This window comes from Halopenitus sp. H-Gu1 (assembly GCF_041821145.1).
Classification (GTDB): domain Archaea; phylum Halobacteriota; class Halobacteria; order Halobacteriales; family Haloferacaceae; genus Halopenitus.
This window is the reverse complement of record NZ_JBGUBC010000003.1, coordinates 107,911-133,257: the sequence shown is the minus strand read 5'-3', so window position 1 is coordinate 133,257 and position 25,347 is coordinate 107,911. Positions and strand designations below refer to the sequence as shown.

The window sequence follows — 25,347 nt, the reverse complement described above, 5'->3', positions numbered from 1 at the left end:
CAGCCTCGACTACCGCTCGTGGGCCCGCATCGGCATCCCGTTGCGCGGGTGCATCGTCAGCGTCGGCCACAGGTCGGGCTCGCCCTCGCGGGTGTACTCGAGCCGGTACTCTTGAGCGGTCCGTGCGACGATGAGCTTTGCCTCCAGTTTCGCCAGGTGCTTGCCGATGCAATGGCGGGGACCGCCCCCGAAGGGAAAGTACGCGAAGCGAGGGCGGTCGTCGTCGCCGGGCCACCGGTCCGGGTCGAACTGCTCGGGGTCGTCCCAGAATCGCTCCGAGCGATGCATCGCCCACTGGGAAAGCATGATCGTCGCGTCCTCCGGGACGGTGTACTCGTCGAACGTGACCGACTCGACTGGGTCGCGGAACATCGCGTACACCGGCGGGTACAGCCGCATGGCCTCGTCGACGACCCGCTCAACCAGGTCTAGCGACGGTACGTCGGCCATAGTCGGCGGCTCGCCGCCGAGTTGCTCGTCCAGTTCCTCGTGGAGCCGCTTTTCGACTGTGGGGTGTTGTGAGAGGAGGTACCAGCTGTAAGTCAGCGTTAGGGCGGTCGTGTCGTGGCCCGCCAGCAGCATCGTCATCATCTCGTCTCGAATCTGCGTGTCGGTCTGCTCGCCGCGTTCCTGGGCCCGCAGGAGGATCGAAAGGAGGTCGTCGGGACCCTCGTCGGTCTCGGGGTCGCCCTCGCTGCCGCGACGCTCGGCGACGATGTCCGCGATTACCGACTCCATGGTCTCCACGGCGGTGTCGTACTCACTGTCGCCCGGCATGGGGAGCCACGTCGGCGCAGCAAAGCGTATCGGGTCCGGTTCGAACCGCGCGCCAAGGGGTTCGAGGGCCTCCCGGATGGTCCGGATCCGCTCGTCCGAGAGGTCGGTGCCAAGCATCAGGTCAGTGATGACCGCGAGTGTCACCTGAGTCATCGCCTGTTCCACGTCCACGACCGCACCGTCGCTCCAGTCGGCCAGCAGGCTCTCGTTGTGGGCGACGATGTCGTTGGCGAAGTCGGTTAAACGGTCCACCTGGAACGCCGGCGTCGAAAGCCGGCGTTGTTCACGCCACGTCTGGCCCTCGCTGAGCAACAGCCCCTTGCCCAGCAGGTCGCCGAGCGCGTCGCCCTGGAACTCCGGTTTCGCGAAGCGGTCCGCTTCCGTGACGAGGACGCGCTCGACGTGCTCGGGTTCTGTCAGCAGGTACGTGTCCATCGGCCCGAGATCGAACTGGACGACACCGCCGTAGGCCCGCTCGCAGGCCGAGAGGAACCGGAACGGGTCGTTCGCGTACCGGCGGCTACTGCCGAACAACGGTTCACCCCTCGGACCGGGCGGTGATGTACCCATTATATGGGATACGGTTTGGGGTCAGTTCAATCCCTCGCTCAGCAACACCGTCGCCGCCGCTCGGGTCGCAGTTGGAGTCCGCTGTGGCCGCTTGGAGACCATTCGTTCGTGATTATCGCCACCCTCATCGTCGCTATCGGGCTCACGATCGGTGCGTCTCCATTCATCCGAGAACTGGTTCGAGAAACTGCTGTGTTACAATGTATCGAGATGAGCGACTTACTTATTCTCGACTGAAACCCTTATTACGTTGGATACCTAACAAAAAATATGTCGTATGATACCGTCGTCTTCGATAACGACGGCGTCCTCGTCGGTCGAACCCGTTTTGATGTCCTCCGAGAAGCTACCGAAGAGACGTTTGCGCAGTTTGGGGTAACCGATCCCAATCCAGATCACGTCGATGATATGACTATTGGAGCGACTCCCAGTGACGTCGCCACCGTTAGTGATGTATACAACATCGAATCAGAGCAATTCTGGCGCACTCGCGATAGCACAGTATCTCGGGCCCAACAGGAAGAAGCCCGCGCGGGACGGAAAACCCCCTACGAGGATATCGACGCGCTGTCTGGTCTTGATACCGCGAAGGGGATCGTCAGCTCAAACCAGCAAGAGACGGTCGATTTTCTCTTAGATCACTTCGAAATTTCGGATCTGTTCGACACCGCTTATGGCCGTGAGGCAACGACCGAGAGCCTCACACTTCGAAAGCCGAATCCACACTATCTCGAGCGTGCGCTGGCAGATCTCAACGCGGAGTCTGCCCTGTACGTCGGCGATAATGAGTCTGATATCAAGGCTGCCGAGAATGCTGATATTGACTCGGCCTTTATCCGTCGCCCCCACCGAAGCGACTGGGATCTTAATGTATGGCCAACTTGGGATATCGACTCCCTTGACGACCTCCATGAGATCTGTGGAGCCTGAGTCAAGTCACAAAGCGGTCGTGTTAACTTAAGCATGATTCCACCAGACGGCGTGGGCTTGCAACCACGTTTCCGCGGTCGGCGGATCGACGTGACTGAAACGGTTTGAGAACGAAGACGTTCTACGTTCTACCTCACGAAAGATACGTTCGACGGAATTTCTGAAGCCGTGTTGTTGGACGCGGTAGCTGAGGTTTTCTCGTCGAAGGCCACCGATACGATCGTCTGCGTTGTCGATGAGAAACACGGCGTCTTTGACGTCGTGTTTCTCGATCAACTCGGCCATTCACTCCGAAGAGCGTGATTGGGCCTATGTGACGCCTCAGAGTGTACTCTATTCGCCTTGTGATTACGACTGTCCTCTCTCAGAGGGTAGCAGACGCGATTCTCTGACGTTCGTTCACTTCTTTCCCGAAATGTATGGATAGAAAGCTGGCCTCGGCACTCATAGGGCTCGTCACGGCCGGTGCCGAGCCGGCTCGGAGCGGTCGATCGTCATCGGCCGGACCAACATACGTTCGTCCATCGGTTAAACCTCCCGTCGGCCAGTGGACCGTTCCTATCGTCGATCGTCCCCCCACGTCGAGTTCGACCCCCGCAGCCGTCCCGCGAAGGCGTTCTCACCGTCGATCGTGTTCGGTAATCGACGACCGTTGCCGGTCCCGAACTGCGCCGGCGCAGGTACACTGCGGCCGTCGTCGATATCGTCCGACGTCTCGGTCGCCGATTCATCGATCGGATCCGTCCGATCAAACGTCGACACGTCGGCGGACGTCGAGGTCGTTCCCTCGGCATCGTGGTCGGCATCAGCCGTGTACTACGGATGTCATCACCGATAGCGAGGGAAAGATTCATAATAAATGTTCATGATATACTTGCGGCGGAGAAGTCGATCGACGCTCGATCCCGACGGAGCGTCCCTCGTTCGAGACGGGGACGATCTCTATCATCGAGACGAATGAGCGGGATTTAAGCGCCCGACGAACCCCTCTTCGAATGGAAATGAAGCTGCACGAGTATCAGGCAAAGGACCTCTTTGCCGACGCCGGAATCCCCGTTCCGGACTCGAGATTGGCCGAGAACGTCGAGGAGGTTCTCGACGCCGTCGAGGAAATCGGGTTCCCGGCGGCCATCAAGGCACAGGTACACGTCGGCGGCCGCGGCAAGGCCGGTGGCATCAAGATCGCCAGCGACCGCGAGGAGGCCGAACAGTACGCCGAGGACATCCTCGGGATGGACCTCAAGGGCTACACCGTCGACCGCGTCCTCGTCGAGGCCGGCGTCGACTTCGTGGACGAACTGTACGTCGGCGTGACGATGGACCGCAGTGCGGGTCGACCCGTTCTCATGGTCTCCACCGAGGGCGGCGTCGACATCGAGGAGGTCGCAGCGGAGACCCCTGACGCCATCGCTCGCGAACACGTCGATCCGGCCTTCGGTCTCCACCCCTATCAGGCCCGCAAGGTAGTCTACGATGCGGGTGTCGACCGAGACGTCGCCGGCGACGTCGCGTCCCTTCTCTCGACGCTGTACGATCTCTACGAGTCCAACGACGCCTCCGAGATCGAGGTGAACCCGGTGATGATCACGGGTGATCGCGACGTGGTCGCCGCCGACGCCGTGATGAATATCGATGAGGACGCGCTGTTTCGCCAGCCCGATCTCACGGAGATGGCCGAGGAGTCCTACGAGGACGACCTCGAACGGAAGGCCGGCGAGTACGGATTCGATTACGTCCGCCTGTCGGGTAACGTCGGGATCATCGGCAACGGGGCGGGGCTCGTGATGACCACGCTCGATCTCGTCGACCATTACGGCGGATCGCCGGCGAACTTCCTCGACATCGGCGGCGGCGCGAAGGCGGAGCGAGTCACGAACGCGCTCGATATGGTCTTTTCGGACCCCAACGTTGACTCCGTCGTCTTCAATATCTTCGGGGGAATCACCCGGGGCGACGAGGTCGCGCAGGGAATCAACGAGGCATTGAGCCAGTTCGATGAGATTCCCAAGCCGGTGGTCGTCCGTCTCGCGGGGACGAACGCCGAGGAAGGCATGGAGATACTGAACACGGACCTCATCGAGGTCGAGGAGACGCTGGAGGCGGCCGTCCAGCGTGCAGTCGAGAACGCCCAGGAGGTGGCCCAATGAGCATTTTGGTGGACGACGACACGCGCGTCGTGGTACAGGGAATCACCGGTGGGGAAGGCAAGTTCCACACCGGACAGATGATCGAATACGGCACGAACGTCGTTGCCGGTGCAGTACCCGGCAAGGGCGGCCAGGAGGTCGCCGGCGTCCCGGTCTACGACACCGTCGACGAGGCCGTCGAGGTCGAGGACGCGGACGCCTCCGTCGTGTTCGTGCCGCCGGCGTTCGCCGCCGACGCGATCTTCGAGGCGCTCGATACGGATCTCGATCTGGTCGTCGCGATCACCGAGGGAATCCCCACTCAGGACATGGCGAAGGTGAAAAAGCGCCTCTCGGAGGTCGACACGAAACTGCTCGGACCGAACTGTCCGGGCATCATTACGCCGGGCGAGGCGAAACTCGGCATCCTCCCGGGGAACATCTTCGTCGACGGCAACGTCGGACTCGTTTCACGATCGGGAACGCTCACCTACCAGGTCGTCGATAACCTCACCAAACGCGGTATCGGCCAGACGACCGCGGTCGGGATCGGCGGGGACCCCATCATCGGGACCTCGTTCATCGACGCGCTCGAGGCCTTCGAGGCCGACGAGGAGACCGAGGCCATCGTGATGTGCGGCGAGATCGGCGGCGAGGACGAAGAGCAGGCCGCGCAGTTCATCGGCGAGCACATGGACACGCCGGTCGCCGGCTTCATCGCCGGACGAACGGCCCCGCCGGGCAAACGGATGGGCCATGCCGGCGCGATCGTCTCCGGTTCGGGCACTGGAACCGCCGAATCGAAGATCGACGCGCTCAACGCTGCCGGAGTTCCGGTCGGTGACACCCCCGAGGAAGTCGCCGACCACATCGAGAACGTCCTGTAGCGGGAACGCCGTCTCACGAGCCGTCGACTCGGTCCGTTCCTCTATCGCGTTCGTCCAGTTCGTGCAGACGTGAGCAGTCCGTTCGTTCAGACGCCCTCGACGTCCTCGCGGTATCGCGAGAGTCGCTCCCGTGCGACGTCGATCGGCTCGGCGTCCTCAACCGTCTCCGCGATCTCCGAAAGCGAATTCTGGAGTCGGGCGAGCGTCCCATGATCGAGGGTTCGATCGGCCTCGATGGCGCTCTCGAGTCGATCGCCGATCGACGCGAGTCGGTCGGCAATGTCGCCGTCCATTCGTTCACGGGCCGTCTCGATCGAGTCGCGTGCCTCTTGCAGGAGTTCAGGATCGGGCATGATCGGAGAGACGGGGTCGAATGAGAAAAAGGGTCCTGTCAGATGAGCGTCCGGCCACTGTGGGATCCGATGCCCGAACAGCCAGACTGTAGAGAGGGACACGGTGACCCGACGGACGTGAGAGGCGCTAGATAACGGGCACGGTGAGTACCCCTACGTGCTGCGATTCAGCACACCTCGTGTTCACTCGACGGCTGTACGGGCACGGTGGGTCTTGCCTTTTAAGCGTTTAGCTACTGTGATTGTCGCGTTCATTGACCTAAATATCGGGGAGGTGATCGCTGCGCTGTTCAGCCTGCTCGCGATCCGAACGCCGATCGTAATGGCGATCGAGAATGTCCTCGCTCGCGTTCAGACGATCCTTCACGATCCGCCGGGGGACGTCCTCTCGCCGGTAGTACGTCACTCGCCCACTCCGGACGTCGTGAGGAGATCGCGACGAAGGGCACTTACTCGCGTGATCGAGATGGGTCGCATCACACTCGTCGACGTTCCGATCGTGAGGACACGGTTCCCCGCGCCAGCACGGACGAGTCACCCGATACAATGAAACTCGAAGCGTGTTACCGGTCGGACGACCGTACTCGGTCGTGATCAGCGGGTGCCGACCGTGATCGTCGGTGACATCATCCCGATGATACTCGATGTAGTCCTCGATGTAGGCCGCGGTCGACCCACTAATCCGGTTCCACCGAGTACCAGCTTCCTGATTCTTGAGGGGTGTACCGGTATCCGGTCGATGATTGAAACTCACGGCCGGACCCGTGAACCGAGGGTGTGACCCATCCAAATCCACATCTCCGAGATCGAGTCCTCGTACTGCACCCGTGCGCGCGCCGGTTTCCCACAGGAGCAACAGTATGATGTGATCGCGAGATGCTGGTTGTGCTCCCTCCAGATATCGCAAAATATCGATGATGCGGCTCGGATCCAACGTCGATTCCGAAACGTCCTCACCGTTCTTCATCGTCGGGAGGACGATCTGCTCGTACAGCTCGGGAGGAACCGCGTTGATGTTCGCCGCGAACCGGAGGAATCGACGAAGGGTCGCAAGCTGCCCCTTCAGCGTAACCAACTTGATCGGTTCGCGGCCATCGCCCTGGCCCTCCCGACGCCAGATCCGATACTGAAACAGATCGCGACCGGTGAGTTCGGTTAGGTCCTCGATACCTTCCTCATCGCAAAACTGGACGAAGGCACCGAGGCGATGCTTCGCGCTTTTCCTCGTCGACTCCGCGTGTTCGTCGCGCATCGCCTCCTGGTACATCTCCACCGCATCGTTCGGAGAAATCGGTTCGAGATCGTCGCCCATCAGTTACGCCTCCGCTTCGTGAGCACACTTCGCGCAGATACTCGCGCGCAGTTGGGCGTCGAATCCGTCTGCGCGTCGACGACCGCAAACAGCACAAGCGGAGCCGTTTTCAAATCGGAACGCTTCCTCGTTCGTGCGGGCTTCGCCCGCAGGGATGGTTTCGGACATGGCTGTGAGGCCGCGAAACCACCTTTTCGGGGCCGTGCTGGAACCACGGTCCCGGTCTTCAGTCACCAACGAGAGTCATCACAGACCTAGTCGGTGGCTTCGCAAAATCACGTTCACACTTATTGTGCATAAATGCACGGATTGTGTTCAAATAGTTGAGAAGGTACTAAACACACATAGTGTTACAATTAAGCGAATGGGGAAGGAAACACACGCTAGATGAGAAAATCCGCGGCTTGGATGACTCTCTGGGATGACCGAATTCTAGAGATTATTCGGGAAGAAGACTCAGGGACGGCGACTGAGCTTGCGGAACACGACTACATTCGCGTTTCCCGATCACAGATCTCGCGGCGATTACGAAAACTTGCGGACCACGGGCTACTCCAACCACTCGGAAATGGCGTGTATGTTCTCACTGAGAGTGGGCGAGAGTATCTTGAAGGTGAGTTGGATGCTGGAGAATTACCGGAGGCGAACGGAGAAGAGAGTTCTTCGATGGCATAAATGTCAATCCGAAAACCAGCGAATTGGATGCAACAGGTGGATGAGCGTATTCTTGAGCATCTTGCTGAAGACAGTTGGGCAACACCCGCAACGATCGCATCAGATTCCCGATTTCAGGAACTCAAAGTGTCGAAAGATCACATCCAAGAGCGATGTAATGAACTCTCACAAAGAGAGCTGATAGTTCCAGTCCATGATGATATGTACGAGATCACGTCGTGGGGGTTAGCATACCTTCGTGGAGATCTCGATGCGAAGCACCTTCCCCGGTGGTCGGTTAGTTAGAGGAGATTCACCTAGAACCCTACATATGAGGAAAATCGGGGAGTGAAATTATATAACTCGAATAAGGTATGTTCATCTATGTCAAGTTTAACTCCCAAACAAGAGTGTATTCTTGATGCCGCTCAAAAGTGGCCGAATGCCACCAAAGAAGAAATCGCAGAGCATTGTGATACAAGCGTTTCATACGTGACTGAAACCCTCAGAAACTTCGGAGATCCGAAAGATACTGGTGCAGGTGTATTTTGGGGGTAGCTCTGTAATAAGAAAGCGTTCTACACCAGAATTAGAATGGACTTCCGTCGGTCCTGCCGGGCACGGCTGCTCCCGATGGTCGCGCCGCGCCGGGCGGGCTTCCTCGCGCGCCAGTAGGCGCGCTACGGTGTGCGTCCGGCTTCCTACTGGTGAACCGCAACACTCGTTGGACCGCCGGAGGACGAAGGGATATTCGGGTTACTATCTGGGGTCGAAGCAATCTACACACACCCCGCGCGACCCCCCACGAGGAGGGGCCGCGCGGTAACATACGAACACCGACCACCTGATAACGGTGGGTGGGTCGGTGGGTGGATTGACGGTTACTCGGCAGGACCACGGGAACGGAGTTCGTCCAGAAGCGTTTCCCAGTCGAGATCGAGATCGAACAGACCAGAGCGGAGGTTCCATTCCCAGGGAGCGGGTTCGTCCGGATCGTAGTCGACACGTGTCGCCTCAAGGGCAGAGACCGAGCCACCGAATAGCTGATCGGTCGGCTGATCGGAGTTCGACGGCCATCGTTCGTAGAAGTCGACGATCTTCGGTTCCGTCTTGTAGAACGCCAGCGACGTGAGGCGCTTTATTTCGGGATCAACGTCCTTGCCCGTGTGACCGATCACGATCACCATCTCCACACCGAGCTTACTCATTCGCTTGAGCAGCGGAGACCATTGTGTCGCCACATCACGGGAGTTCGTTCGCGCGTCGAAATGTGTGGAGGCTTCGTCGATCACGACCGCTTTCGGCCGGGCTCGATGTTCCAGCAGCGAGACCGCGAGATCGTGGCAGGTGGTTACTCGTTCGTCAACGATCCCGGCGCGAGCGTTGCTTATCACGAGAAGATCGTCCCACAACGTGCGGCCGAGTTCGATCAACAGCCATGCCGTATTCGTCTTTCCAGTATTCGGATCGCCGGCTGCGAGAATCGTGGACAGTGCACCATTTCGATCCAACTCGTCGAGGATACGAGCCGACAGGGTGATCGCACTCGCGTCGAGGTCTTGCTCGGTGACACCGACCAGGTGGGATAGCACAGAGCCGTTCCCTTCCGAGACGGCGCCGGTGGCTCGATCGCTGCGGAACTTCGCGAGCACGTCAGCACCGAGATCGGTTTCAGCGAACGAGGAATGTTCCTCGGAATCGCGAAGGACGGATTCCACGAACGAGAGGTTCGATCGGTGAGCATCATCAGCGACGATGCCCGTGTGCGGATAGAAGTCCGCGTTCGATTCGAGACGCCCGTCTATCTGTTCGCGAAGCTTTGCCGCCGTCAGGAGTCGCTCATCACTATCAGTCATCAGAATATCTCCCGAAGTGTTCGGTTCTGTGTCCGTCTCTCGTAGCGGTACATTCCGTAGAAAACGCCGGAGCACCACACCATCAACAGAGCAAGCGCCTGGAACGTGTGGAGCATGGCTGGGTCAGTCATCGGCTGCTACCTCAGTCGGTTCCGGAGTCGGCTCCGTCTCACTAGATGTCTCGAGATCGTCGATCTCTCCTTCAGCTTCAGCTGGCGAGACGTCGACATCCTCCGCGAGTGTTTCGAGGTTATCCTCCAGATCGAACTGTTCCAGTTGGTCCTCGACTGCCTCGTGAAGCGCCGAGCCTTCATCCGGAAGCGATCCGGATTCAAAGGTCTCGACAACGTGCAAGGTCGTCCGGCGGACCGCGTTGCGGATGATCGTGAACGCAGAGGTTTCGATCGCGAAGCCGCGTTTCGCGTCATCCTCAAGTTGACCGCGACACTCGTGGACCGCTTGCAGCGCCCGACAGAGTTCGCGATCGTCGAGGGTTCCGCGCCACGTTCCCGTGGCTTCCATCGCTTCGAGATCAACATCTTTCGCCGTGTACAGATTCGGTGTTAGTTGGGTAAACGACCCCTCGCGAGCCTCAAGTTCGCGGAAATCAGTATATGGGAACTGATACAACGCGCCCTCCAGGTGGCGAGCGTCGAGGTCAACAACGAAGATATAATTCGGATTATGCAACAGCGAGACGACTTTAGCACCAACGATGTAGGAATACGGCAGTAGGAACAACGTTGCAGCACCAACGATCTTCCAGAAGCGCGGCAATTCTATATCGAATCCGGTGTATATCGCAACAGCACCAGCGAGACAGGCGATCGCCAGGATCGTGAGCAGACGAGTTTTGACGAAATCGATCAGGAGTTCGCCTTTCGTCGGGTTCTCCGGGTGGTGGATGTGGTCGTTCATGCTACCCGCTCCGGGGACATATCGCGACCACGCAAACGGCGGATCACAAGCCAGATCGTCGTTATCGAGACGGACAACGCGCCGCCGATGCCAGCAGCCTGGGCGTCAGAAGATGACCAGGGACCGCCAATAAGCGCGGAATCATGTTCGATGACCTTTCCGTATAGCACGTCGCCAGTATCGATCGTCACTCCGATGTCGCCATCCGCCTCTTGAGAGAGACGGAGGCGGACGGTGTTCCGACCGTCAGTTAGGAGGAACTGCTGCCGGGAGAGTTCGCCAGTCTGCTGCATAGCCTCAGTCAACGTGATGCGTTGGACGCCATCAGATTGCAGCTGCAAGACAGCTGAACCATCGTCAACCTCAGCCGAGCAGATCGACAACTCCTCGGAGACAGTTTCCGTACAACGTGGGCGGTCATCAGATGCGTTTATAGATACGCCAGCATTGTTTCCAGCAGTCGCACTAGTTGATTGTGCAGCTACACCTCCGGTTATCGTGGCCGTTGCTAGAAGCAACAGCATGAGTACAAAAAATGGGCGCATGGTGGGTTAGTTACCGTAGTTGCCGCTTTGGAAACCGGCGTAGGCAGCCAGACCGCCGATAGCGACAACAGCAACGCCAGGGATGCCAGCTATGGAAAACTGATCCCAGTTAAAGCCGCTATCGGTACTAGTACCGCCGCCGGATTGAGTATCGTCCTGTGCCTCTTCTTGCATCTCGATCTGTGTCTGTCGTATTTGATCAAGTTCCTCCTGGATCGTGGTCACATCAGCCGTTTGGTTATTCCTCGATTGCGTTTGGAACGAAGTAACCGAATTACCGTCCTTGTCGGTCGCCTCTAAGACGGTAAAGGGCATCTCAAGCTGCTCGAACTCCTGGGTTTCAGAGATAACCTGTCCACTACTATCAGTCTCAGTGTACCGGTACGCGATGTACAGCGGCTCGGCCCAGGTAGACGGATCATAGGCCTGATCAACCTGAAAGCCAACCTCGTTCCCACTCCCATCAGTCGGGACATGGTTCGTATATAGATCCGCCTCAAGAAGCGCAGTCGAACCGTCAGAAGTATCTTCCACTTCGATGACCAGCGAGTTCGCCGCGTTCGTCGGGATCCCCATCATAGCCGCGTGAGCAGCCCGGGTCTGATACCCGTCGTAATTCTGGGAGAGTTCCGTCGAAGCGGTGATCGGATCGACGATATCCTCAGTCGGAATATCGCCCGGAGCGTACTGGGAATACACATCCGTAACGAATCCAGAGAGTTGTGCGTTCACGTCGTCGCGTTCAGTAACGATAGCATCCAGTACCGAAGGGAACCGAGATGCATCGAAATACTGTGTCGTGGGGTCACCAGTAGTGACCGGCTGGACCAGGAATCTCGTGAGGTCAGCCGGAACAGAAATCAGAGACGGATGAGGAGCCACGGCAGCGGTGTTGCCAGTCGAATCATCCCAATGGGCAATATCGACAGTGACAGTAGACCCATCGAGCAACTGGTAATCAGCAGTTGTAACGACTTGAGAACCCAACGAATTAGAGTGATCCAAGCGGTGGCCGAGCAAGAACGCAATGTGATTTCCAGAGTAACTTTCGAAAGTGGTGTTTCCGAAGTTGTAATACTGGAACGCATTTTCAAGCGCGATCGAACTGTGAGTGAAGACCTGATCAGCGTGGTGCTGGGCCTGGGAATATTGCGACTGGTAATGAATCAGGACATTCTCCTCGATCGTCGAATAATACGAATCGATCGCGTTCGCCATAGCCGTCTGTGCGGCAGACTCAGAGCTACCGGCATTCATCTCCTTGATGATCGCCGCTTTCCCCTTGGCAAGCGCGACATTCTGCGAGTTCGTGATATTGTTCTGAATCGAAGTCATCACGCGCTCGTCAGCAGAATCCATCTCAGCAGCACCGACATGGATCTCTTGATGCAACGCATCAGCACCAGTATAAGTGCTGTAATCGCGATTATCGCCGAGGATCTTCGTCGCGCCCTTGTACGCGAGGTACGTCAGGCCGACAGCAGCCATCACACCAAGTGGAGCAAGTGCCTTCGCATCACCTACCGGCGAGCGATCGAGCCTCGAAGCCGATGCGCCAACGCCGAGCGTGGCGACCGTCGCCGCCGTACCCTTGCGGAGCAAGCCCCGGCGAGTCAGCGACGGATTGGGAGTTTTGGTCGTCATTATTCCTCCTTCATTACCAAGAGTGCGCCAGCAGCCAGGACCAGTACCGCTATCGACATCTGATCGCTGCTAGTGCCAGGCAGGAAGCCGCCGCCGCCAGTACCAGACACAAGCGTATCGATCGTGAGGCTTTCGACAGTCTGTGTCTGTGAAACGGAGTCCGACTCAGAGACGACAACGCGGTATGAGTCATAGGCGGTCGAATTTACGGAGAACTCCTTGGTTGTAGACGTGTTTACTGCGTCGATCGTGGTAGTGGTCTCAAGCGTCTCATTACCATTCGAGATACCATACACCTCAACATCGACCGGGCCGTTTGTGACATTAGTTGCAGTCACAGCGACCGAATACGTATCGTTATCGACAGTTACGGATTCATTCGCGAACGTCGGCCCATCAATCGCGACAGCGCCACCAGCGACTAACGCACCGACAACAGCCGCGAGCAGGAACGCCGCCGAGATCGTGCGAAACAGAGACCTCATGAATTACCTCACAGCCACAGACCAGGCAACGACAGCGACGAGGAACGCCGCGATCGGCCCGGTGTTGGACGTCGTGTTTACCAGGTTAGCGATGAAACCAACGTACTCGTATCCGATGATCAACGTCGGCCCGGCAGCTATCAGTACCTTCTCCCAGTCGTCATAGCGATCGAACGCTTTCGTTTCCGAGGAAGCGAACGCAAGCGCGTACACACCGACAGACGTCAACATCGCGTGTTGAGTGGTCAGCGTGTAGTTGAACCACGTTAGGTGGACGTCGGAGATGCCACCGAACTGGTAGAGCGAGGCAAGCGCGAACACGACCGACAGCAGCGCCGGAAGCGTCCGCAGATGGGAATAGTCCGAGACGAGCCCGGACATAGAGCTGCGGGTCGCCATCAGTCGTCACCTCCGAGTGCCCGCACTTCCCAAATGTTGAATGTCTGCTCTTCGTCCGAGCCTTCCGGCGTGTACGTTCGGGTTTCTTCAGTACACATGATACCGACCACATCACCTTCACCGAGATCGTTGTCTTCGAGGGCGCGATCGATCTGGTTGTTCGACCACATACACACGACGTCGCCGAGACCGCGAGCGATTTCGAGGACGGTCGTGTTGTAGTCCCCACAATCGGGAGTTACAGCTCGAATCTCGCCCACGACGTTCTCGCCGGGATCGAGGTCAAGCCATTCGGTATCATATTCGTCCTGTTCGTCGTCGTTGGCCTCGACGGGATCGAGATCGTCGAAAGCCGGGGTTTTCTTCGTCGACATCTGCAAGTGAGCCAACACCCGAAACAGTAGTTAAACTCAATATGGCTCTGTGAAACTAGATAGTTGAAAAATTATCCATAATTTTTGATCGAATATTATATTCAGGTGGGAAAGATATGTATCAATGTTGATTCTGTTAAAATCCTCGTCATCGTACCGTTCAGCACGAGACAGCCAATCGCTGAAGACCGCATATCCATCACCGACCCGACCACCGACGATATAGAAAATCCGCAGCCTTTTGCTCAGCAAGCGCATATCCGTTATCGGTCGGGTGGTTCCGACCTTACCAACACACAGATCGGTCCTCTCTCAATGAGAGGGACGGATCGTGTTAGATCGGTTGATTCTCATTTCTGAGAAATACTTCCCCCAAATATAAGTATCTTGGCACCAATTCTATAAACACATACACACACGATTCACCGCGAAGGGTGTGGGGGGGGAACCCATGTGATCGGGAGACCAGAACCTGTTGGTCTTCCTACTGGTATGCATGGCATGTCCCAACTCTTTCGCCGGAGGTGTGTGTTGGTAACCAACCATGCAACTCAAAAAGCTATTCAACGACGACAGAGCCGTGAGTCCCGTTATCGGGGTTATACTCATGGTCGCTATCACAGTGATTTTAGCGGCCGTGATTGGCACGTTCGTGCTCGGTCTTGGCGACTCGGTCCAGCAGACCACGCCGCAGGCATCGTTTGATTTCGAGTGGGACACTCCTACCACCGATGAGGTGACAATTACTCATGAAGGTGGAGATACTTTAAATAGTGAAAATTCAGGATCAATTGACATCAATTCAGATAGCGGGTCTTCCTCTGGGTGGACACTAGACATTTCAGCTGGTGACAGTACGACATACAGCGGTTACAGTAGCGGAGATACTGTCCGAGTTATTTGGACCTCACCAGACGGTTCAAGCTCTGCGACTATCGGAAGTTCAACTGCACCATAACGATGAACGTTAAACAGCTGATCACGGAGGAGAGGGCTGTGAGCCCCGTTATAGGGGTCATACTCATGGTCGCCATAACCGTGATTTTGGCTGCCGTGATCGGCACGTTCGTGCTGGGACTCGGCGACTCGGTCCAGCAGACCACGCCGCAGGCATCGTTCGATTTCACCTACGCAAACTCCGACACAGTCACAGTCACCCATGAAGGAGGAGACACTCTAAATTCGGACAATTCGAATGAAGTAAAAATCGTCTCCGACGGAGGTATTGACGCGACTTGGGGCCTACCTATTAGTGCCGGGGAGTCAAAATCGGCAAGCCCTGTTAGCAGTGGTGACGATGTCCGTGTAACGTGGGAATCGCCAAACGGTGATTCTTCCGCTACACTCGCCAGCTCGACCGCACCGTAATCCTAACCAATACGCACCACCATTTTTTGGCAGACCGTGGAACCAACGGCCCAGTCAGTAGCGCGTACATACTCCGACCGCGTGTACACCGATCCGTGGGAAAAAGTCCTTGACTACCGGCGGGTCCAACAATATACGGCCAAGCACCCGAATGCCGGTCGCGCCGAGATCGGCAACGCATTCGAATTGCCACCGGGCCGAGTTCGAGCATGGATCAACGACGGAATGCCCGATCCCGTCCGCGGCGTCCAGACTGTGCTCGACTACGGCTGGATCGATCCCGACCCCACTAGCGACATAGCCCGCGCGCTCGTTGAACTACTCGCGCATGTCCTTGCGGGAGGTAGTATCAACGCCAACTACTCTCCCCGACTCTCGTCCGACTCCCGCATCGATCTGAAAGAACTACAGCAGGCGTTCACGTCCGTCGGCGTCGATACGACCATCCAACACGCAGATATCGAGGAACGAGCTACCGAAGTAGTCGCGGCTGATGACGGCTCCGTCCTCGGTCGGTGTCTCGTCGCAATGGGAGCAGCCCACGGATCGAAAACTGACCTAGAGACCGTCCCGAACGTCGTCGATGAAGTCCCCGTCGACGTCCGCGCGTCGTTCGCGCGGATCTACGCGCGGCATCGCGCAGTTAGCTACGAGCAGAAGGACACCACTCGCATCACGGAGGATCGTCCCGCCGCGTTCCGACACGACCTCCGCGATCTGCTCGCTGACGTGACTGATGAGCAAGTGACTGTCGACGACAGCGGACTTACCCTTTCTGCGGCCGCGTCCCGAGCACTCGGTGTCGGCCGGATCGAGACAGAGCTGTAAGCCGTGGGCAGTCGAACCACTATCAGTTATGAGTAGTGTGATGCTGACGATCACCTTCAGTCAAGAGATCGCCGACCGTACACCATAGTGGCGGGCACTGGCAGACCACGCAGCAGGCATCTCACTCCATCGAGCAGCACCAACGAATTCGAACGAGAATACATCGAATTCGGATGGTTCACCGACGATCTCTTTCAGTTTTTCAGCAAATCCGGGTGAGATGCCATCTATCGCCGCGATCTCGTCGGTGTCGGTGAGCCGCACGTCGGAGATCGTGCGGATGCCCTGATCGTTGAGACGAGCAAGCTTCGTCTCACCAAGACCGGGGACGTCTTCGAGGCGATCGACGTTCGTGTTATCCTTGAGATCGTGGGAGCAATCCCAAAACTGGCGACCAGTCGCCCAGTAGAGCGCAAGCTTCCATAACTCCGAACTCGGCCAGTCACCGCCTTCCTCCCACGACTCGATCCGAGCGAACAACTCATCAGGATCGTCACCGATCGATTCGAACGTCTTACTCAGGTATTTCCCGAGGTAGCCCGCTGCGGATTTACCACGGTGTTGACCGCTGTTCATCACCCAGGAATCAGCACCGCGTTTGTTCATGCCGTGAATGTGGACGATCTCGCCGTGGCGATCCGTCCAGTAGTTCTTGAGCCAGCCGTGATCGACATAGGGAACGCCGAATACGCAGACGTGTAGATGGGGGAGACCGATGTGATCGGATTTTGCACTCCCGCCGAATTCCAACGCGCGGATGAAGTCGAGTCGCTGATCGTCGAGATATCGCTGATTGAGGGTTTCGTGAAGGTCTTGCCACGCATCCATCAGCCCGTCGAGCATCGCGCCGATCGAGCCGTATCGTTTTGGATCGGTGGTCAGAGTGATCATCACGCCACGCTGGTATCGTTCATCCGCGAGTTCCCACGCAGTATTATACCGAGCCCATTGCTCGCGTTTTCGTCGTTCGTTGTTGAACCGCGTGTGATACGGCATGGTGAGTTTGAGATCGTCGCGATCGCGTTCTTGTAGCATCAACCGGCGATCGTCGATGCTTTCGAGGTACGTCGCGAAATCTTTGGTGAGTAAGCGGGCGTCATTCACATCGTTGAGCGACCAAATTCCGTTGACTAAGGACTCAGCGCGGTCGTTTGCGTAGGACTGTCGATGCTCACTTGGAATTTTACTTTCTCGTGTCAAGTGAAACGCCGCAGGAGTCGGGCAGGCGCGTAAAACGTCGGCGTCACGGTCTAACTCTACGTATTCGCTCCGATCAAAAAAGCGCCGAACGAATTGATAATCAGTATGAGTGTACTCGCGATCGGAGATCGTCAGCGTGTCAGAACTGGGGAGAATCGCCTGGGTTGTACGGACGATAGAGACGCCCTTCGGGTGGTACGTGAGCCACTTTATAAGTCGAGTCTTCTCTTGTGCACGGTGAGTCCCATCGAACGGTTCGAACGGGTCCGGGGGGTTGTCGACCCCGGTAAGTTCACACGGAGATGAGCCTTCCAAGCCCTCAAGGAATGGCGCGAGATGATCGTCTCCCGACTCGGACGAACTGCTCACCAGTCGACCTCCGCTCCACCATCAGCAACGGCACCACTCCGCCTCTCGTTGGTCTCCCGGTGGTCGACCTGCGGACCGCCTTCCGGGTCGGGGGACGAGCCCCCGCTTCCGGCCGCTCCGCTCGCAGGTGTGCATCGCTTCGCTGTTCCGGTCCTTGCGTCGGTTGTTGGGCTTACGAATTGATGCGCCCACAGTAATGACGTGAGCCGATTGTCGACCTGCTCCTGGTCGAGTTCAGGAATACGGTGACAGTCGAGACACTCACGGTATTTCGCGGCCGATTCACGGTGATCGAGAAGCGTCAGCTGCTGGCAACTGTGACAATGAAACTCGATGTACCAGCGATTAACCTCACCGCGGGTCATCGACGGTCACCTCAGTTACATCGAGATCTTCCGCTTGTCGACGCCATTCGTGAACAGCCATCTCCGCGAAGACGGTCGATCCGAAATCCGGATGATACAGCACCGACGCCGGAACGAAACTCACCGGCGATCACCTCTTATAAACGGACTTGTGACGACAATGAAAAACAAGAGAAGGAGGAGGGGGGCACAAAGTTCCTTAACGAACCTCAGATTTTCAGAATGAGAATTGAAATCTAAACCGCCTGTATAGGCCTCAAAGAAGCCACTAACGGTTGTTTCACCGAGAACCACTAAACCGAAGGTTTTCGTACGGGCACGGTGGGATTCGAACCCACGACCATCGGATTAGAAGTCCGACGCTCTATCCTGGCTGAGCTACGTGCCCTCACTCACATGAGTGCCCGATCGGTTAAAAGCGGTGAGGTTCTCAATCGTCGAGCCGTTCCGGTTGGACCCTCCCGGAGACACTGCGGCGTCGCCCTCCCGGGTCGGATCGACCGCACGAAAGAGCTATCACTGATAGCCCACACATCGAGAACGACGTGGTCCCTCTCACGTTTCTGTCCGCCTTGCTCGTCATGCTTTTCGGCGCGGTCGGTTGTACCCTCATCGGTGCCGTGTCTCGTCGAAACGTTGCGGCGGTCGTGAACACGCTGTTCTCCTTGCTCCTTGCCGGCGTCACGCTTCCGTTCGCCGTCGGGACACCGTTACCCTGGATCGGGACCGTGATCGCCCCCGAACTCACGATCTGGGTCACCGTGGCCGGTCTCCTCCACTCGATCGGGATGCTCGGTCCCTACGATTCGGTGTGGTGGTGGGATCACCTCACGCATACGGTTTCGGCGGCGCTCGTCGCAGCACTGGCGTATGCCGGGTTCCTCGCGGCGTTTGGAGACGTTCGTATTGCGGCCATCCCTCTCACGATCGGCTACGTCATGCTCGCGGGCGTGTTCTGGGAGTTAATCGAACTGCTCGCACGGATCGTGGGCAAACGATACGGTATCGAACCGGTTCTGGTTCAGTATGGGCCCAGAGACGCCATCCTCGATCTGGTATTCGATTTGGTTGGTGCGCTGCTCGTCGTCACGCTCGAGGTGGACGTATTCCGTGAACTCGCCGGTCACGCTCCGGCGACGGCCGGATCACTTCTGTATTACTCCGCCGTGATGATGGTGATGGGATCGGCGCTACTCGTGGTGATACTGGGACTACTCCCGGAACACGAGACGTGGGGACGATAATGGAACATCCGGTCGGGGTCGCTCCGCAGGCCTTAATGTCCGGCGCGGCGGACGGATCTACGATGCGCGTTATCGGCACCGTCGGGCTTCCCGGCAGCGGAAAAGGGGAGGCGGCGACGGTCGCAAGAGAGGAAGGGATCCCCGTCGTAGTGATGGGCGACGTGATCCGTGAGGAGTGTCGAAAACGGGGGCTCGATCCGGCCAAGGACCACGGCCGAATCGCGGAGGCTCTTCGCGAGGAGGAGGGGGCAGACGCGATCGCAGAACGGACCATTCCTCGCGTTACGGAGGCCGTATCCGAGTCAGATACCGACGTCGACACGGTGGTGATCGACGGGCTCCGATCGCGAGTCGAACTCGACCGGTTTCGCGAAGCGTTCGGCAATGACTTCACCCTCGTGGCGATCCGCGCCCCCTTCGACGTTCGCGCCGAGCGGCTGGCCGGGCGGGGTCGCGACGCCACCGACGAGTCGATCGAGGCGCTTCGCGAACGCGACGAGCGAGAACTGGATCTCGGCATGGGCGAACTGATCGAGGCTGCCGACGTCGAGATCGAAAACACCGGCTCGCTTGAGGCATTTCGCGATCGTATCAGGGACTTGCTCGGCGTCGAGGAGACGGCCACGAACGAGGAACGCGAGGAGACGGAGGACCCCTCCGGGAGGATATGACAATGATCTATAGCATCGACGTCCGGATCGAAGCGCCCGTCCGCGACACCGAGGTGACCGATCGGGTCACCGACGCGGTCGAAAACGTCTTTCCGGAGGCGGATTTCGAGTTCGTCGACGGAACGCTCGTCGCCGAGACCCATACGCTCGATCCCTTCTCGGACGTCCTCCACGAACAGGAAATCCTCGATACCGCCCGACGGGTGTTCCACGATGGCGTCCACGAGGAGGGGTTCTCCTTCGCGTTGAAAAAGCAGGCGGCCTACGAGGGTGTCGTCAACTTCTCGGTCGGAGAGCCCGACGAACTCGGCGACATCGAGGTCGAGGTAACGGTCCGAGAACCCGACGTCGACTCGTTCATCGCGTACGTCGCCCCCGAGACCGAAAAAGGGGTGCCGATCGACGCGGACGCCCGCGACCGCGGGACGTGACTCACCCACGCCACTACCGGCCGAATCGTCACTCGACGTAGTCGTAGGTACGCTCGTTCATCCGGCCCCAGCCGGTGAAGACGAACTCCGCCTCCGGCGTCGTGAACTCCTCGACGTCGACGCTTTTGTCGTAGTCATGGACGTCATGGACCTGTTCGTACTCCTCGAAGGAGAGGTCATACCGGCTCGCGAGTTGGTCGTCGATGTTCAACGCCTCGATTTCCGCTTTCCAGCCGTCACGGACCGTCTCGGAGTGGATCTCCGCCTGTGCGCCGGACCCGTAGGAGCCGATGAGTAGCTGGCGACCGACGAACTCCTCATCGAGGCCGCGATCGGCGGCGTCCCGCAGTGCGCTCGCGCGAGCAAGGTGGACCGAACCGGTGTACCAGTTGCCAACGACCCTCGAGAGGCCAAGCGTCGGCTCGATGGTCTCGGCGTACCACTCACGGTACTGGTCGGCTTCCTTCAGATCGTCCATGTACTCGCTGATCGCCTCCTCGTAGGCGTCCCGGGAGTCGTAATCGGTCTCCCGGGGTTGACGACGACCGATCGCCGCCGCAAGTTCGTCCTCGACCGGGGAATTGCGGGTAATGTGGCGGTACGCGAAGAGACCGGCCTTCCTGACCATCCCCGGGAAGGGCGTGTGGAACGGCGCATACGTCACGGCGTCGACGCTGACGGGGCCGGCCACGGCCTCGTAGTCCTCAAGCGCCTCACGCATTCGCGAGAGGTAAACCTGCACCGAGCGCTTGCCGTCGACGCTCGGGAACTGCTGGTTCGGTTTGAGGAAGTCGGTCTCGTCCATACTCCCGTAGCCCTGTTCGGTCGACAACTCGACGATCGAAGGATCCTCGCTCACGAGCATGGCGACGGCGCCACCGCCTTGAGTTGCCTCCCCTGGATCACCGCGCTCATAGAGGGCCGTGTCCGTCGCGATCACGAGCGCCGAGCGGCCACGATTTCGCCCGGCGCGGATCCAGTTGTAGGCGTCGTCGATGGCCTGGGTGCCGGCGACGCAGGCGAACTTGCGCTCGCCCTTGTTGGCGTGTCGAAAGTCACCGTCGTAGACCTGCTCGAGACAGCCGGCGATATACGTCGACACCGGCTTCGAGTGGTCGAAGGCGGATTCGGTCGCGACATCAATACGGCCGACGTCGTCGGGGTCAAGCCCCTTGCGATCCATCAGCCGCTTTGCCGCGTTCGCCCCCATGGTGACGATGTCCTCGTAGACATCGGGGAACGAGGAAACCTCCAGCCCGAGCCCCTTCGTGTACTTCTCAGGGTCCTCGCCCTTCTTGGGCGCGAACGTGTTCGGCAGGTCGAGCTGTAGCTTGCCCGTTCGGATCTCGATCGCGTCGATGCCGACGGCAGTCATGCCCCGAGTTTCGAGAACGCTCCATAAGGGCCTGTCGATAGCCAGTTACGTCGATGATCGAAACCGGGAGTCAGTTCCGTTCACACGGAAAGTCATCGAGAGTGAGGATCTCCGAGGACGGCGGTTTTATCCGATTTTTCGGGGTCGTCAGTCTCCGTCTCCGTTCCCGTCGTCTCCGAAGACCGTGTGTTGTCGATCGAGGACCGTATTCGTCGGCTCGTGGATCACGTGAACGTCGACCGTGGCGGTCGCGCCGTAGGGCACCTCGGCGAGCGTCCACACCTCTCCGGGGTCGAAGCGTCCCTCGATCACGGTCCCGTCCGTATCGAGCCGGTAGACGTCCGTACCCCCGTCGTGGTCGATCCGGACGACGATCTCGTTGGCCGACACGGGCTCGCCACCCGCGTGAACGATACGCACCGAATCCGACGAGAGCCCGACATCGACCATCGTCGTCTGTGCCCGATCGGTCTCCTCCGAGGGGATCATCGCGATCCCCGTCACCCCGACCATCGTCACGAATATCGTGACGACTCCCAGAAGGGCGATGACGCCGACCGTTTCCGACTGTGCGCGCACTGGAATATGTTAGTTTACCGAGTAGTATAACGTTATCCGTGCGTGACGGATGGGGATCCACGACGGGAGTAACCCGGGGCGGAGCATTGTCAGAATCGATTTGGGGAGTGGTACCGTCCGAATCAACTCGAGGCAGGATACCGCCGGAAGACAGCGATGATCGCGGCGACGCCGACGAGGGCGACGACGAGCGCCGATGGACTCGAGAGCGGGACCCCCAGGACGCTCCCCATCCCGGTCGCGAGGGTGAACGCGAGAAAGACCGGTAAGACGATCGCGATCGCATAGTACCAGGGGGCGGCGGTGGCGCGAGCGATCCACCCGCCACCGCGTTCGTACTCCTTGCGGGCGAGTCGCCCGAGGACCCATCCGTCGAAAAGCAAGAATCCGATCAGACCGGCGGTGAGAACGAGATTGGCGATCGTGTCCGCAAGCAGACCGAAGACGGTCGGCGAGAATGCCGCCACGCTGCCGGTTACAAAGAGGAGTCCGCCGGCACCCGTGGTTGCGACGGATCGGTCGAGGTCGTGTTCGTCGACGAGATAGGAGACGAGCACCTCAAGGATACTGATCGCGGACGAGAGCGCGGCGAGGAGGACGACGCCAAAAAAGATCACGCCGACGAGACGACCGTAGGGCAGATCGGCGAAGGCACCGGCGAGGCTCACGAACAGCGCCCCGGGACCGCCCTGACCGGGCGAGAGGCCAAGGGAAAACAACAACGGGAAGATAACCAGTCCGGCGAGCACGCCGATGGCTGTGTTGAGCACCGCGATGAGCGTCGCGTCGGCCGCAAGCGAGCGGTCCTCCCCGAGATAGGAGGCGTAAGTGAGCATTGCGCCGGCACCCACTGAGAGGGTGAAAAGCGCCTGTCCGGCCGCGGCTACGAGAACGTCGAAGAAGTTCTCACGCAGATACCCGACGTCCAGCGAGAGGTAGAAGGCGTATCCTTCGGCGCTTCCGGAGAGGGTCGACACCCATACCGCGAGCGCACCAAAGAGGACGACGATCCCGGGAACCATCACGGTCGTCGAGGCCTCGATCCCGCGATCGACGCCGAGGTAAACGACGGCGACGGTCACGAGGAGAAAGGCGGCGTGGTACGCGATAGCGCCGAGACCGTAGTCGATCGTGGCAAAGTACTGTGCGGGCGCCTCGAAGTAGGCCCCGGTCGCGCTCGCAAGCGTGTAGCGAAGGATCCAGCCGCCGACCACGGAGTAAAACGAGAGGATGACGGCCGCGGCAACGAGCGCAACGACGCCAAGCACCTGAAACCGGCTCCCTCCGAGCTCACGGAAGGCACCGACTGGGTTCCGTTGACTTCGACGTCCGATCACTAACTCGCCGATCAACCCGGGAACGCCGACCGTGACGATCAACAGAAGATATAACAACAGAAACGCCGCGCCGCCGTTTTCCGCGGTCAGCCAGGGGAACCGCCAGACGTTTCCCAACCCGACCGCGCTGCCGACGGCAGCGAGGATGAACCCGACCCGCGTCCGCCACGTTGCTCTCGTCATCGATTCGGCGTCGGTCACGGCCCCGAAAAAGGGTGACGAGATGGAACGGAACCACACTGAACGAGGCGAGATCGAACGGATCGGATGAGAACCCGAAAAGCGGCACGAGCTTCAGAACGGATCGAAGAAGGCGGCGTCCTCGACGAGGAACGTCTCGTTGATGCCGAGGGCGAGGGTCAAAAGCACGGCGAGGACGACCACGAACCGGATCGTCCACAGCCAGACCACGCCGAAAGTTCGGAAGTCCTCGGCGCCCGAAAGCAGTTCCTCGAGTGCCTCCTTGCCGATCACCCAGCCGACGAAGATGACGAGAAGCAACACCGAAAGCGGGAGAAACACCTGGTAGGCGAGGGTGTCGAACCACGCTAGCCACGCCGTGTCCAACGCCGAGGGAACGCCGAGGAGGAACAAGCCGACGCCGATTCCGACCGACAGGGCGGGCCGGGAGATGTTCAGATTGTCATTCGCGTACGAGACCGTCACTTCGAGCAAACTGATCGCGGACGAAAGCGCCGCGATGAGCACGACGCCGAAAAAGACCACGCCGAAGAGCCTGCCGAACGGAACCGAACCGAATCCGGCAGCCGTCGCGACGAACAGCGCGCCGGCGCCACCGGTGTCGCTGGTAATGTCGGCGCCGATCGTCAGCAGGATCGGAAAGACCACGAGGCCCGCGAGGACGCCGACGATCGTGTTCGTGATCACGACGGAACCGCCATCGAAGATCAGGTTGTCGTCGCGACCGACGTACGAGGAGTAGGTGATCATGATGGCCATTCCCAAAGAGAGGGTGAAGAAGGCCTGGCCGACCGCGAACGGAATGATGGTGCCAGCGTTGGCAATCATCGCGTCAAGATCGGGCGAGAGGAAGAACGCGTACCCCTCCGCAGCGCCCGGAAGGGTAGCGACCCAGATGGCAAGGGCGACCATCAACACGATAATGCTCGGGACCATCACCTTCGTGGCTCGTTCGATGCCGTCCTCGATACCGAACGCGACGATCGCAACGACGATCGCGAGAAAGGCGGCCTGTGCGATCACGGCCTCGGGACCGGCAGAGACCGAGCCGAAGTATCCGGCCGGATTATCGAAGTAGGCGCCGGTCACGCTTCCGAGGATGTACCGCATGACCCATCCGCCGACTACGTTGTAATACGAAAGGATCCAGAAGCCAGTGAAAACGGCAAGCGCGCCGACGATCCGCCAGGATCGGTGTCCGAGTCGGGCGAATGCGTCGACGGCGTTGCGCTGTGTCCGGCGGCCGAGAACGAACTCGGCGAGCATTGCTGGAAAACCGATGAGGAGGACGGCGATGAGGTAGAAGGCTACGAACGCCGCGCCGCCATTGGTCGCGGTCTTGAACGGGAACTGCCAAAGGTTCCCGAGACCGACGGCGCTGCCGACCGCGGCGAGAATGAACCCCACACGCGTCGCCCAGGTTTCTCGTTGCGACATCTATCGGCGTGCTACATCGTTGGTGCCGATAATCCCTGTGATTCGAAGCGGCGAGATGGCGGAGCCGCGGCGGTGGCGTTGAATCGAGCAGACATTTATACGCGGTCCGCCC

Annotated in this window: 27 protein-coding genes, 1 tRNA gene and 1 pseudogene; 9 read left to right on the top strand and 20 right to left on the bottom strand. The window is 59.0% G+C overall.

The window, feature by feature from the left end; translation table 11 throughout:
• Positions 1-9: 9 nt before the first annotated feature.
• The gene (locus tag ACERIT_RS03860) at positions 10-1,347 is read right to left on the bottom strand and encodes a cytochrome P450 (RefSeq protein WP_373673506.1); all 1,338 of its coding nucleotides are present in this window, start codon (positions 1,345-1,347) and stop codon (positions 10-12) included.
• Between the two features lie 270 nt (positions 1,348-1,617).
• Here ACERIT_RS03860 and ACERIT_RS03855 point away from each other — a divergent pair, with 270 nt between their 5' ends.
• On the top strand, positions 1,618-2,277 hold the full coding sequence (locus ACERIT_RS03855) for an HAD family hydrolase (protein ID WP_373673505.1): 660 nt from the start codon (positions 1,618-1,620) through the stop codon (positions 2,275-2,277).
• Positions 2,278-2,304: 27 nt separating this feature from the next.
• Here the strand turns inward: ACERIT_RS03855 and ACERIT_RS03850 are convergent.
• Both ACERIT_RS03850 and ACERIT_RS03845 read right to left on the bottom strand, forming a co-directional pair.
• Positions 2,305-2,559, bottom strand: a pseudogene (locus ACERIT_RS03850) (IS6 family transposase); the annotation flags it as partial.
• A 276-nt stretch (positions 2,560-2,835) separates the two neighbouring features.
• Entirely contained in the window at positions 2,836-3,039 is a 204-nt protein-coding gene (locus ACERIT_RS03845; RefSeq protein ID WP_373673504.1) for a hypothetical protein, read from the bottom strand.
• Between the two features lie 239 nt (positions 3,040-3,278).
• Here ACERIT_RS03845 and sucC point away from each other — a divergent pair, with 239 nt between their 5' ends.
• Both sucC and sucD read left to right on the top strand, forming a co-directional pair.
• Positions 3,279-4,424, top strand: coding sequence for an ADP-forming succinate--CoA ligase subunit beta (sucC, locus tag ACERIT_RS03840; protein WP_373673564.1), 1,146 nt, complete (start codon positions 3,279-3,281; stop codon positions 4,422-4,424).
• Positions 4,421-5,290: a succinate--CoA ligase subunit alpha gene (gene sucD / locus ACERIT_RS03835; protein WP_373673503.1), complete on the top strand. Its 870-nt coding sequence runs from the start codon at positions 4,421-4,423 to the stop codon at positions 5,288-5,290. Before sucC ends, sucD begins: the two co-directional genes overlap by 4 nt.
• A gap of 86 nt (positions 5,291-5,376) precedes the next feature.
• On the opposite strand, the gene ACERIT_RS03830 is transcribed toward sucD, so the two are convergent.
• The 10 genes from ACERIT_RS03830 to ACERIT_RS03785 all read right to left on the bottom strand — a co-directional run bounded on the left by ACERIT_RS03830 (position 5,377) and on the right by ACERIT_RS03785 (position 13,830).
• The gene (locus tag ACERIT_RS03830; protein ID WP_373673502.1) at positions 5,377-5,643 is read right to left on the bottom strand and encodes a hypothetical protein; all 267 of its coding nucleotides are present in this window, start codon (positions 5,641-5,643) and stop codon (positions 5,377-5,379) included.
• A 259-nt stretch (positions 5,644-5,902) separates the two neighbouring features.
• A complete protein-coding gene (locus ACERIT_RS03825) occupies positions 5,903-6,955 on the bottom strand; it encodes a tyrosine-type recombinase/integrase (RefSeq protein ID WP_373673501.1) in 1,053 nt (350 codons plus the stop codon).
• Between the two features lie 1,535 nt (positions 6,956-8,490).
• Positions 8,491-9,465 (bottom strand): hypothetical protein, encoded by a 975-nt coding sequence (locus ACERIT_RS03820; RefSeq protein WP_373673500.1) that lies wholly within the window; start codon positions 9,463-9,465, stop codon positions 8,491-8,493.
• A complete protein-coding gene (locus ACERIT_RS03815; protein WP_373673499.1) occupies positions 9,465-9,596 on the bottom strand; it encodes a hypothetical protein in 132 nt (43 codons plus the stop codon). The genes ACERIT_RS03820 and ACERIT_RS03815 overlap by 1 nt, the downstream gene beginning before the upstream one ends.
• A complete protein-coding gene (locus tag ACERIT_RS03810; protein WP_373673498.1) occupies positions 9,589-10,383 on the bottom strand; it encodes a hypothetical protein in 795 nt (264 codons plus the stop codon). The genes ACERIT_RS03815 and ACERIT_RS03810 overlap by 8 nt, the downstream gene beginning before the upstream one ends.
• Entirely contained in the window at positions 10,380-10,676 is a 297-nt protein-coding gene (locus ACERIT_RS03805) for a hypothetical protein (protein WP_373673497.1), read from the bottom strand. The genes ACERIT_RS03810 and ACERIT_RS03805 overlap by 4 nt, the downstream gene beginning before the upstream one ends.
• Before the next feature lie 258 nt (positions 10,677-10,934).
• A complete protein-coding gene (locus ACERIT_RS03800; RefSeq protein ID WP_373673496.1) occupies positions 10,935-12,572 on the bottom strand; it encodes a hypothetical protein in 1,638 nt (545 codons plus the stop codon).
• Positions 12,572-13,057 (bottom strand): hypothetical protein, encoded by a 486-nt coding sequence (locus ACERIT_RS03795; RefSeq protein WP_373673495.1) that lies wholly within the window; start codon positions 13,055-13,057, stop codon positions 12,572-12,574. The genes ACERIT_RS03800 and ACERIT_RS03795 overlap by 1 nt, the downstream gene beginning before the upstream one ends.
• Positions 13,058-13,060: 3 nt before the next feature.
• The gene (locus ACERIT_RS03790; protein ID WP_373673494.1) at positions 13,061-13,456 is read right to left on the bottom strand and encodes a hypothetical protein; all 396 of its coding nucleotides are present in this window, start codon (positions 13,454-13,456) and stop codon (positions 13,061-13,063) included.
• A complete protein-coding gene (locus ACERIT_RS03785) occupies positions 13,456-13,830 on the bottom strand; it encodes a hypothetical protein (protein ID WP_373673493.1) in 375 nt (124 codons plus the stop codon). The genes ACERIT_RS03790 and ACERIT_RS03785 overlap by 1 nt, the downstream gene beginning before the upstream one ends.
• Positions 13,831-14,374: 544 nt before the next feature.
• Here ACERIT_RS03785 and ACERIT_RS03780 point away from each other — a divergent pair.
• From ACERIT_RS03780 to ACERIT_RS03770, 3 genes are read left to right on the top strand one after another with little or no spacing between them, the layout of a single operon-like run.
• Positions 14,375-14,788, top strand: a complete 414-nt coding sequence (locus ACERIT_RS03780) for a type IV pilin (RefSeq protein WP_373673492.1) — start codon at positions 14,375-14,377, stop codon at positions 14,786-14,788.
• A gap of 2 nt (positions 14,789-14,790) precedes the next feature.
• Positions 14,791-15,198: a type IV pilin gene (locus ACERIT_RS03775; protein WP_373673491.1), complete on the top strand. Its 408-nt coding sequence runs from the start codon at positions 14,791-14,793 to the stop codon at positions 15,196-15,198.
• A 36-nt stretch (positions 15,199-15,234) separates the two neighbouring features.
• Complete coding sequence (locus tag ACERIT_RS03770) at positions 15,235-16,026, top strand: hypothetical protein (RefSeq protein ID WP_373673490.1); 792 nt, start codon at positions 15,235-15,237, stop codon at positions 16,024-16,026.
• A 60-nt stretch (positions 16,027-16,086) separates the two neighbouring features.
• On the opposite strand, the gene ACERIT_RS03765 is transcribed toward ACERIT_RS03770, so the two are convergent.
• The 3 genes from ACERIT_RS03765 to ACERIT_RS03755 form a co-directional block, all read right to left on the bottom strand.
• Positions 16,087-17,130: a helix-hairpin-helix domain-containing protein gene (locus tag ACERIT_RS03765; protein ID WP_373673489.1), complete on the bottom strand. Its 1,044-nt coding sequence runs from the start codon at positions 17,128-17,130 to the stop codon at positions 16,087-16,089.
• A gap of 816 nt (positions 17,131-17,946) precedes the next feature.
• Positions 17,947-18,084: a hypothetical protein gene (locus ACERIT_RS03760; RefSeq protein WP_373673488.1), complete on the bottom strand. Its 138-nt coding sequence runs from the start codon at positions 18,082-18,084 to the stop codon at positions 17,947-17,949.
• A gap of 189 nt (positions 18,085-18,273) precedes the next feature.
• Positions 18,274-18,348 (bottom strand) — tRNA-Arg (locus tag ACERIT_RS03755).
• 157 nt (positions 18,349-18,505) lie between these two features.
• Here ACERIT_RS03755 and ACERIT_RS03750 point away from each other — a divergent pair.
• The 3 genes from ACERIT_RS03750 (at position 18,506) to ACERIT_RS03740 (ending at position 20,306) form a co-directional block, all read left to right on the top strand.
• Positions 18,506-19,204: a hypothetical protein gene (locus ACERIT_RS03750; protein WP_373673487.1), complete on the top strand. Its 699-nt coding sequence runs from the start codon at positions 18,506-18,508 to the stop codon at positions 19,202-19,204.
• A gap of 62 nt (positions 19,205-19,266) precedes the next feature.
• Positions 19,267-19,875, top strand: a complete 609-nt coding sequence (locus tag ACERIT_RS03745) for an AAA family ATPase (protein ID WP_373673485.1) — start codon at positions 19,267-19,269, stop codon at positions 19,873-19,875.
• Positions 19,876-19,877: 2 nt separating this feature from the next.
• Positions 19,878-20,306, top strand: coding sequence for an RNA-binding domain-containing protein (locus tag ACERIT_RS03740; RefSeq protein WP_373673484.1), 429 nt, complete (start codon positions 19,878-19,880; stop codon positions 20,304-20,306).
• A 28-nt stretch (positions 20,307-20,334) separates the two neighbouring features.
• On the opposite strand, the gene hmgB is transcribed toward ACERIT_RS03740, so the two are convergent.
• The 4 genes from hmgB to ACERIT_RS03720 all read right to left on the bottom strand — a co-directional run bounded on the left by hmgB (position 20,335) and on the right by ACERIT_RS03720 (position 25,235).
• Positions 20,335-21,681, bottom strand: a complete 1,347-nt coding sequence (gene hmgB, locus ACERIT_RS03735; RefSeq protein ID WP_373673483.1) for a hydroxymethylglutaryl-CoA synthase — start codon at positions 21,679-21,681, stop codon at positions 20,335-20,337.
• A gap of 147 nt (positions 21,682-21,828) precedes the next feature.
• On the bottom strand, positions 21,829-22,260 hold the full coding sequence (locus tag ACERIT_RS03730) for a type IV pilin (protein WP_373673482.1): 432 nt from the start codon (positions 22,258-22,260) through the stop codon (positions 21,829-21,831).
• 122 nt (positions 22,261-22,382) lie between these two features.
• A complete protein-coding gene (locus ACERIT_RS03725; RefSeq protein WP_373673481.1) occupies positions 22,383-23,780 on the bottom strand; it encodes a sodium-dependent transporter in 1,398 nt (465 codons plus the stop codon).
• 111 nt (positions 23,781-23,891) lie between these two features.
• Positions 23,892-25,235 carry a sodium-dependent transporter gene (locus tag ACERIT_RS03720; RefSeq protein ID WP_373673480.1) on the bottom strand — a complete coding sequence of 448 codons (1,344 nt, stop codon included), beginning with the start codon at positions 25,233-25,235 and terminating at the stop codon, positions 23,892-23,894.
• Positions 25,236-25,347 lie beyond the last annotated feature (112 nt).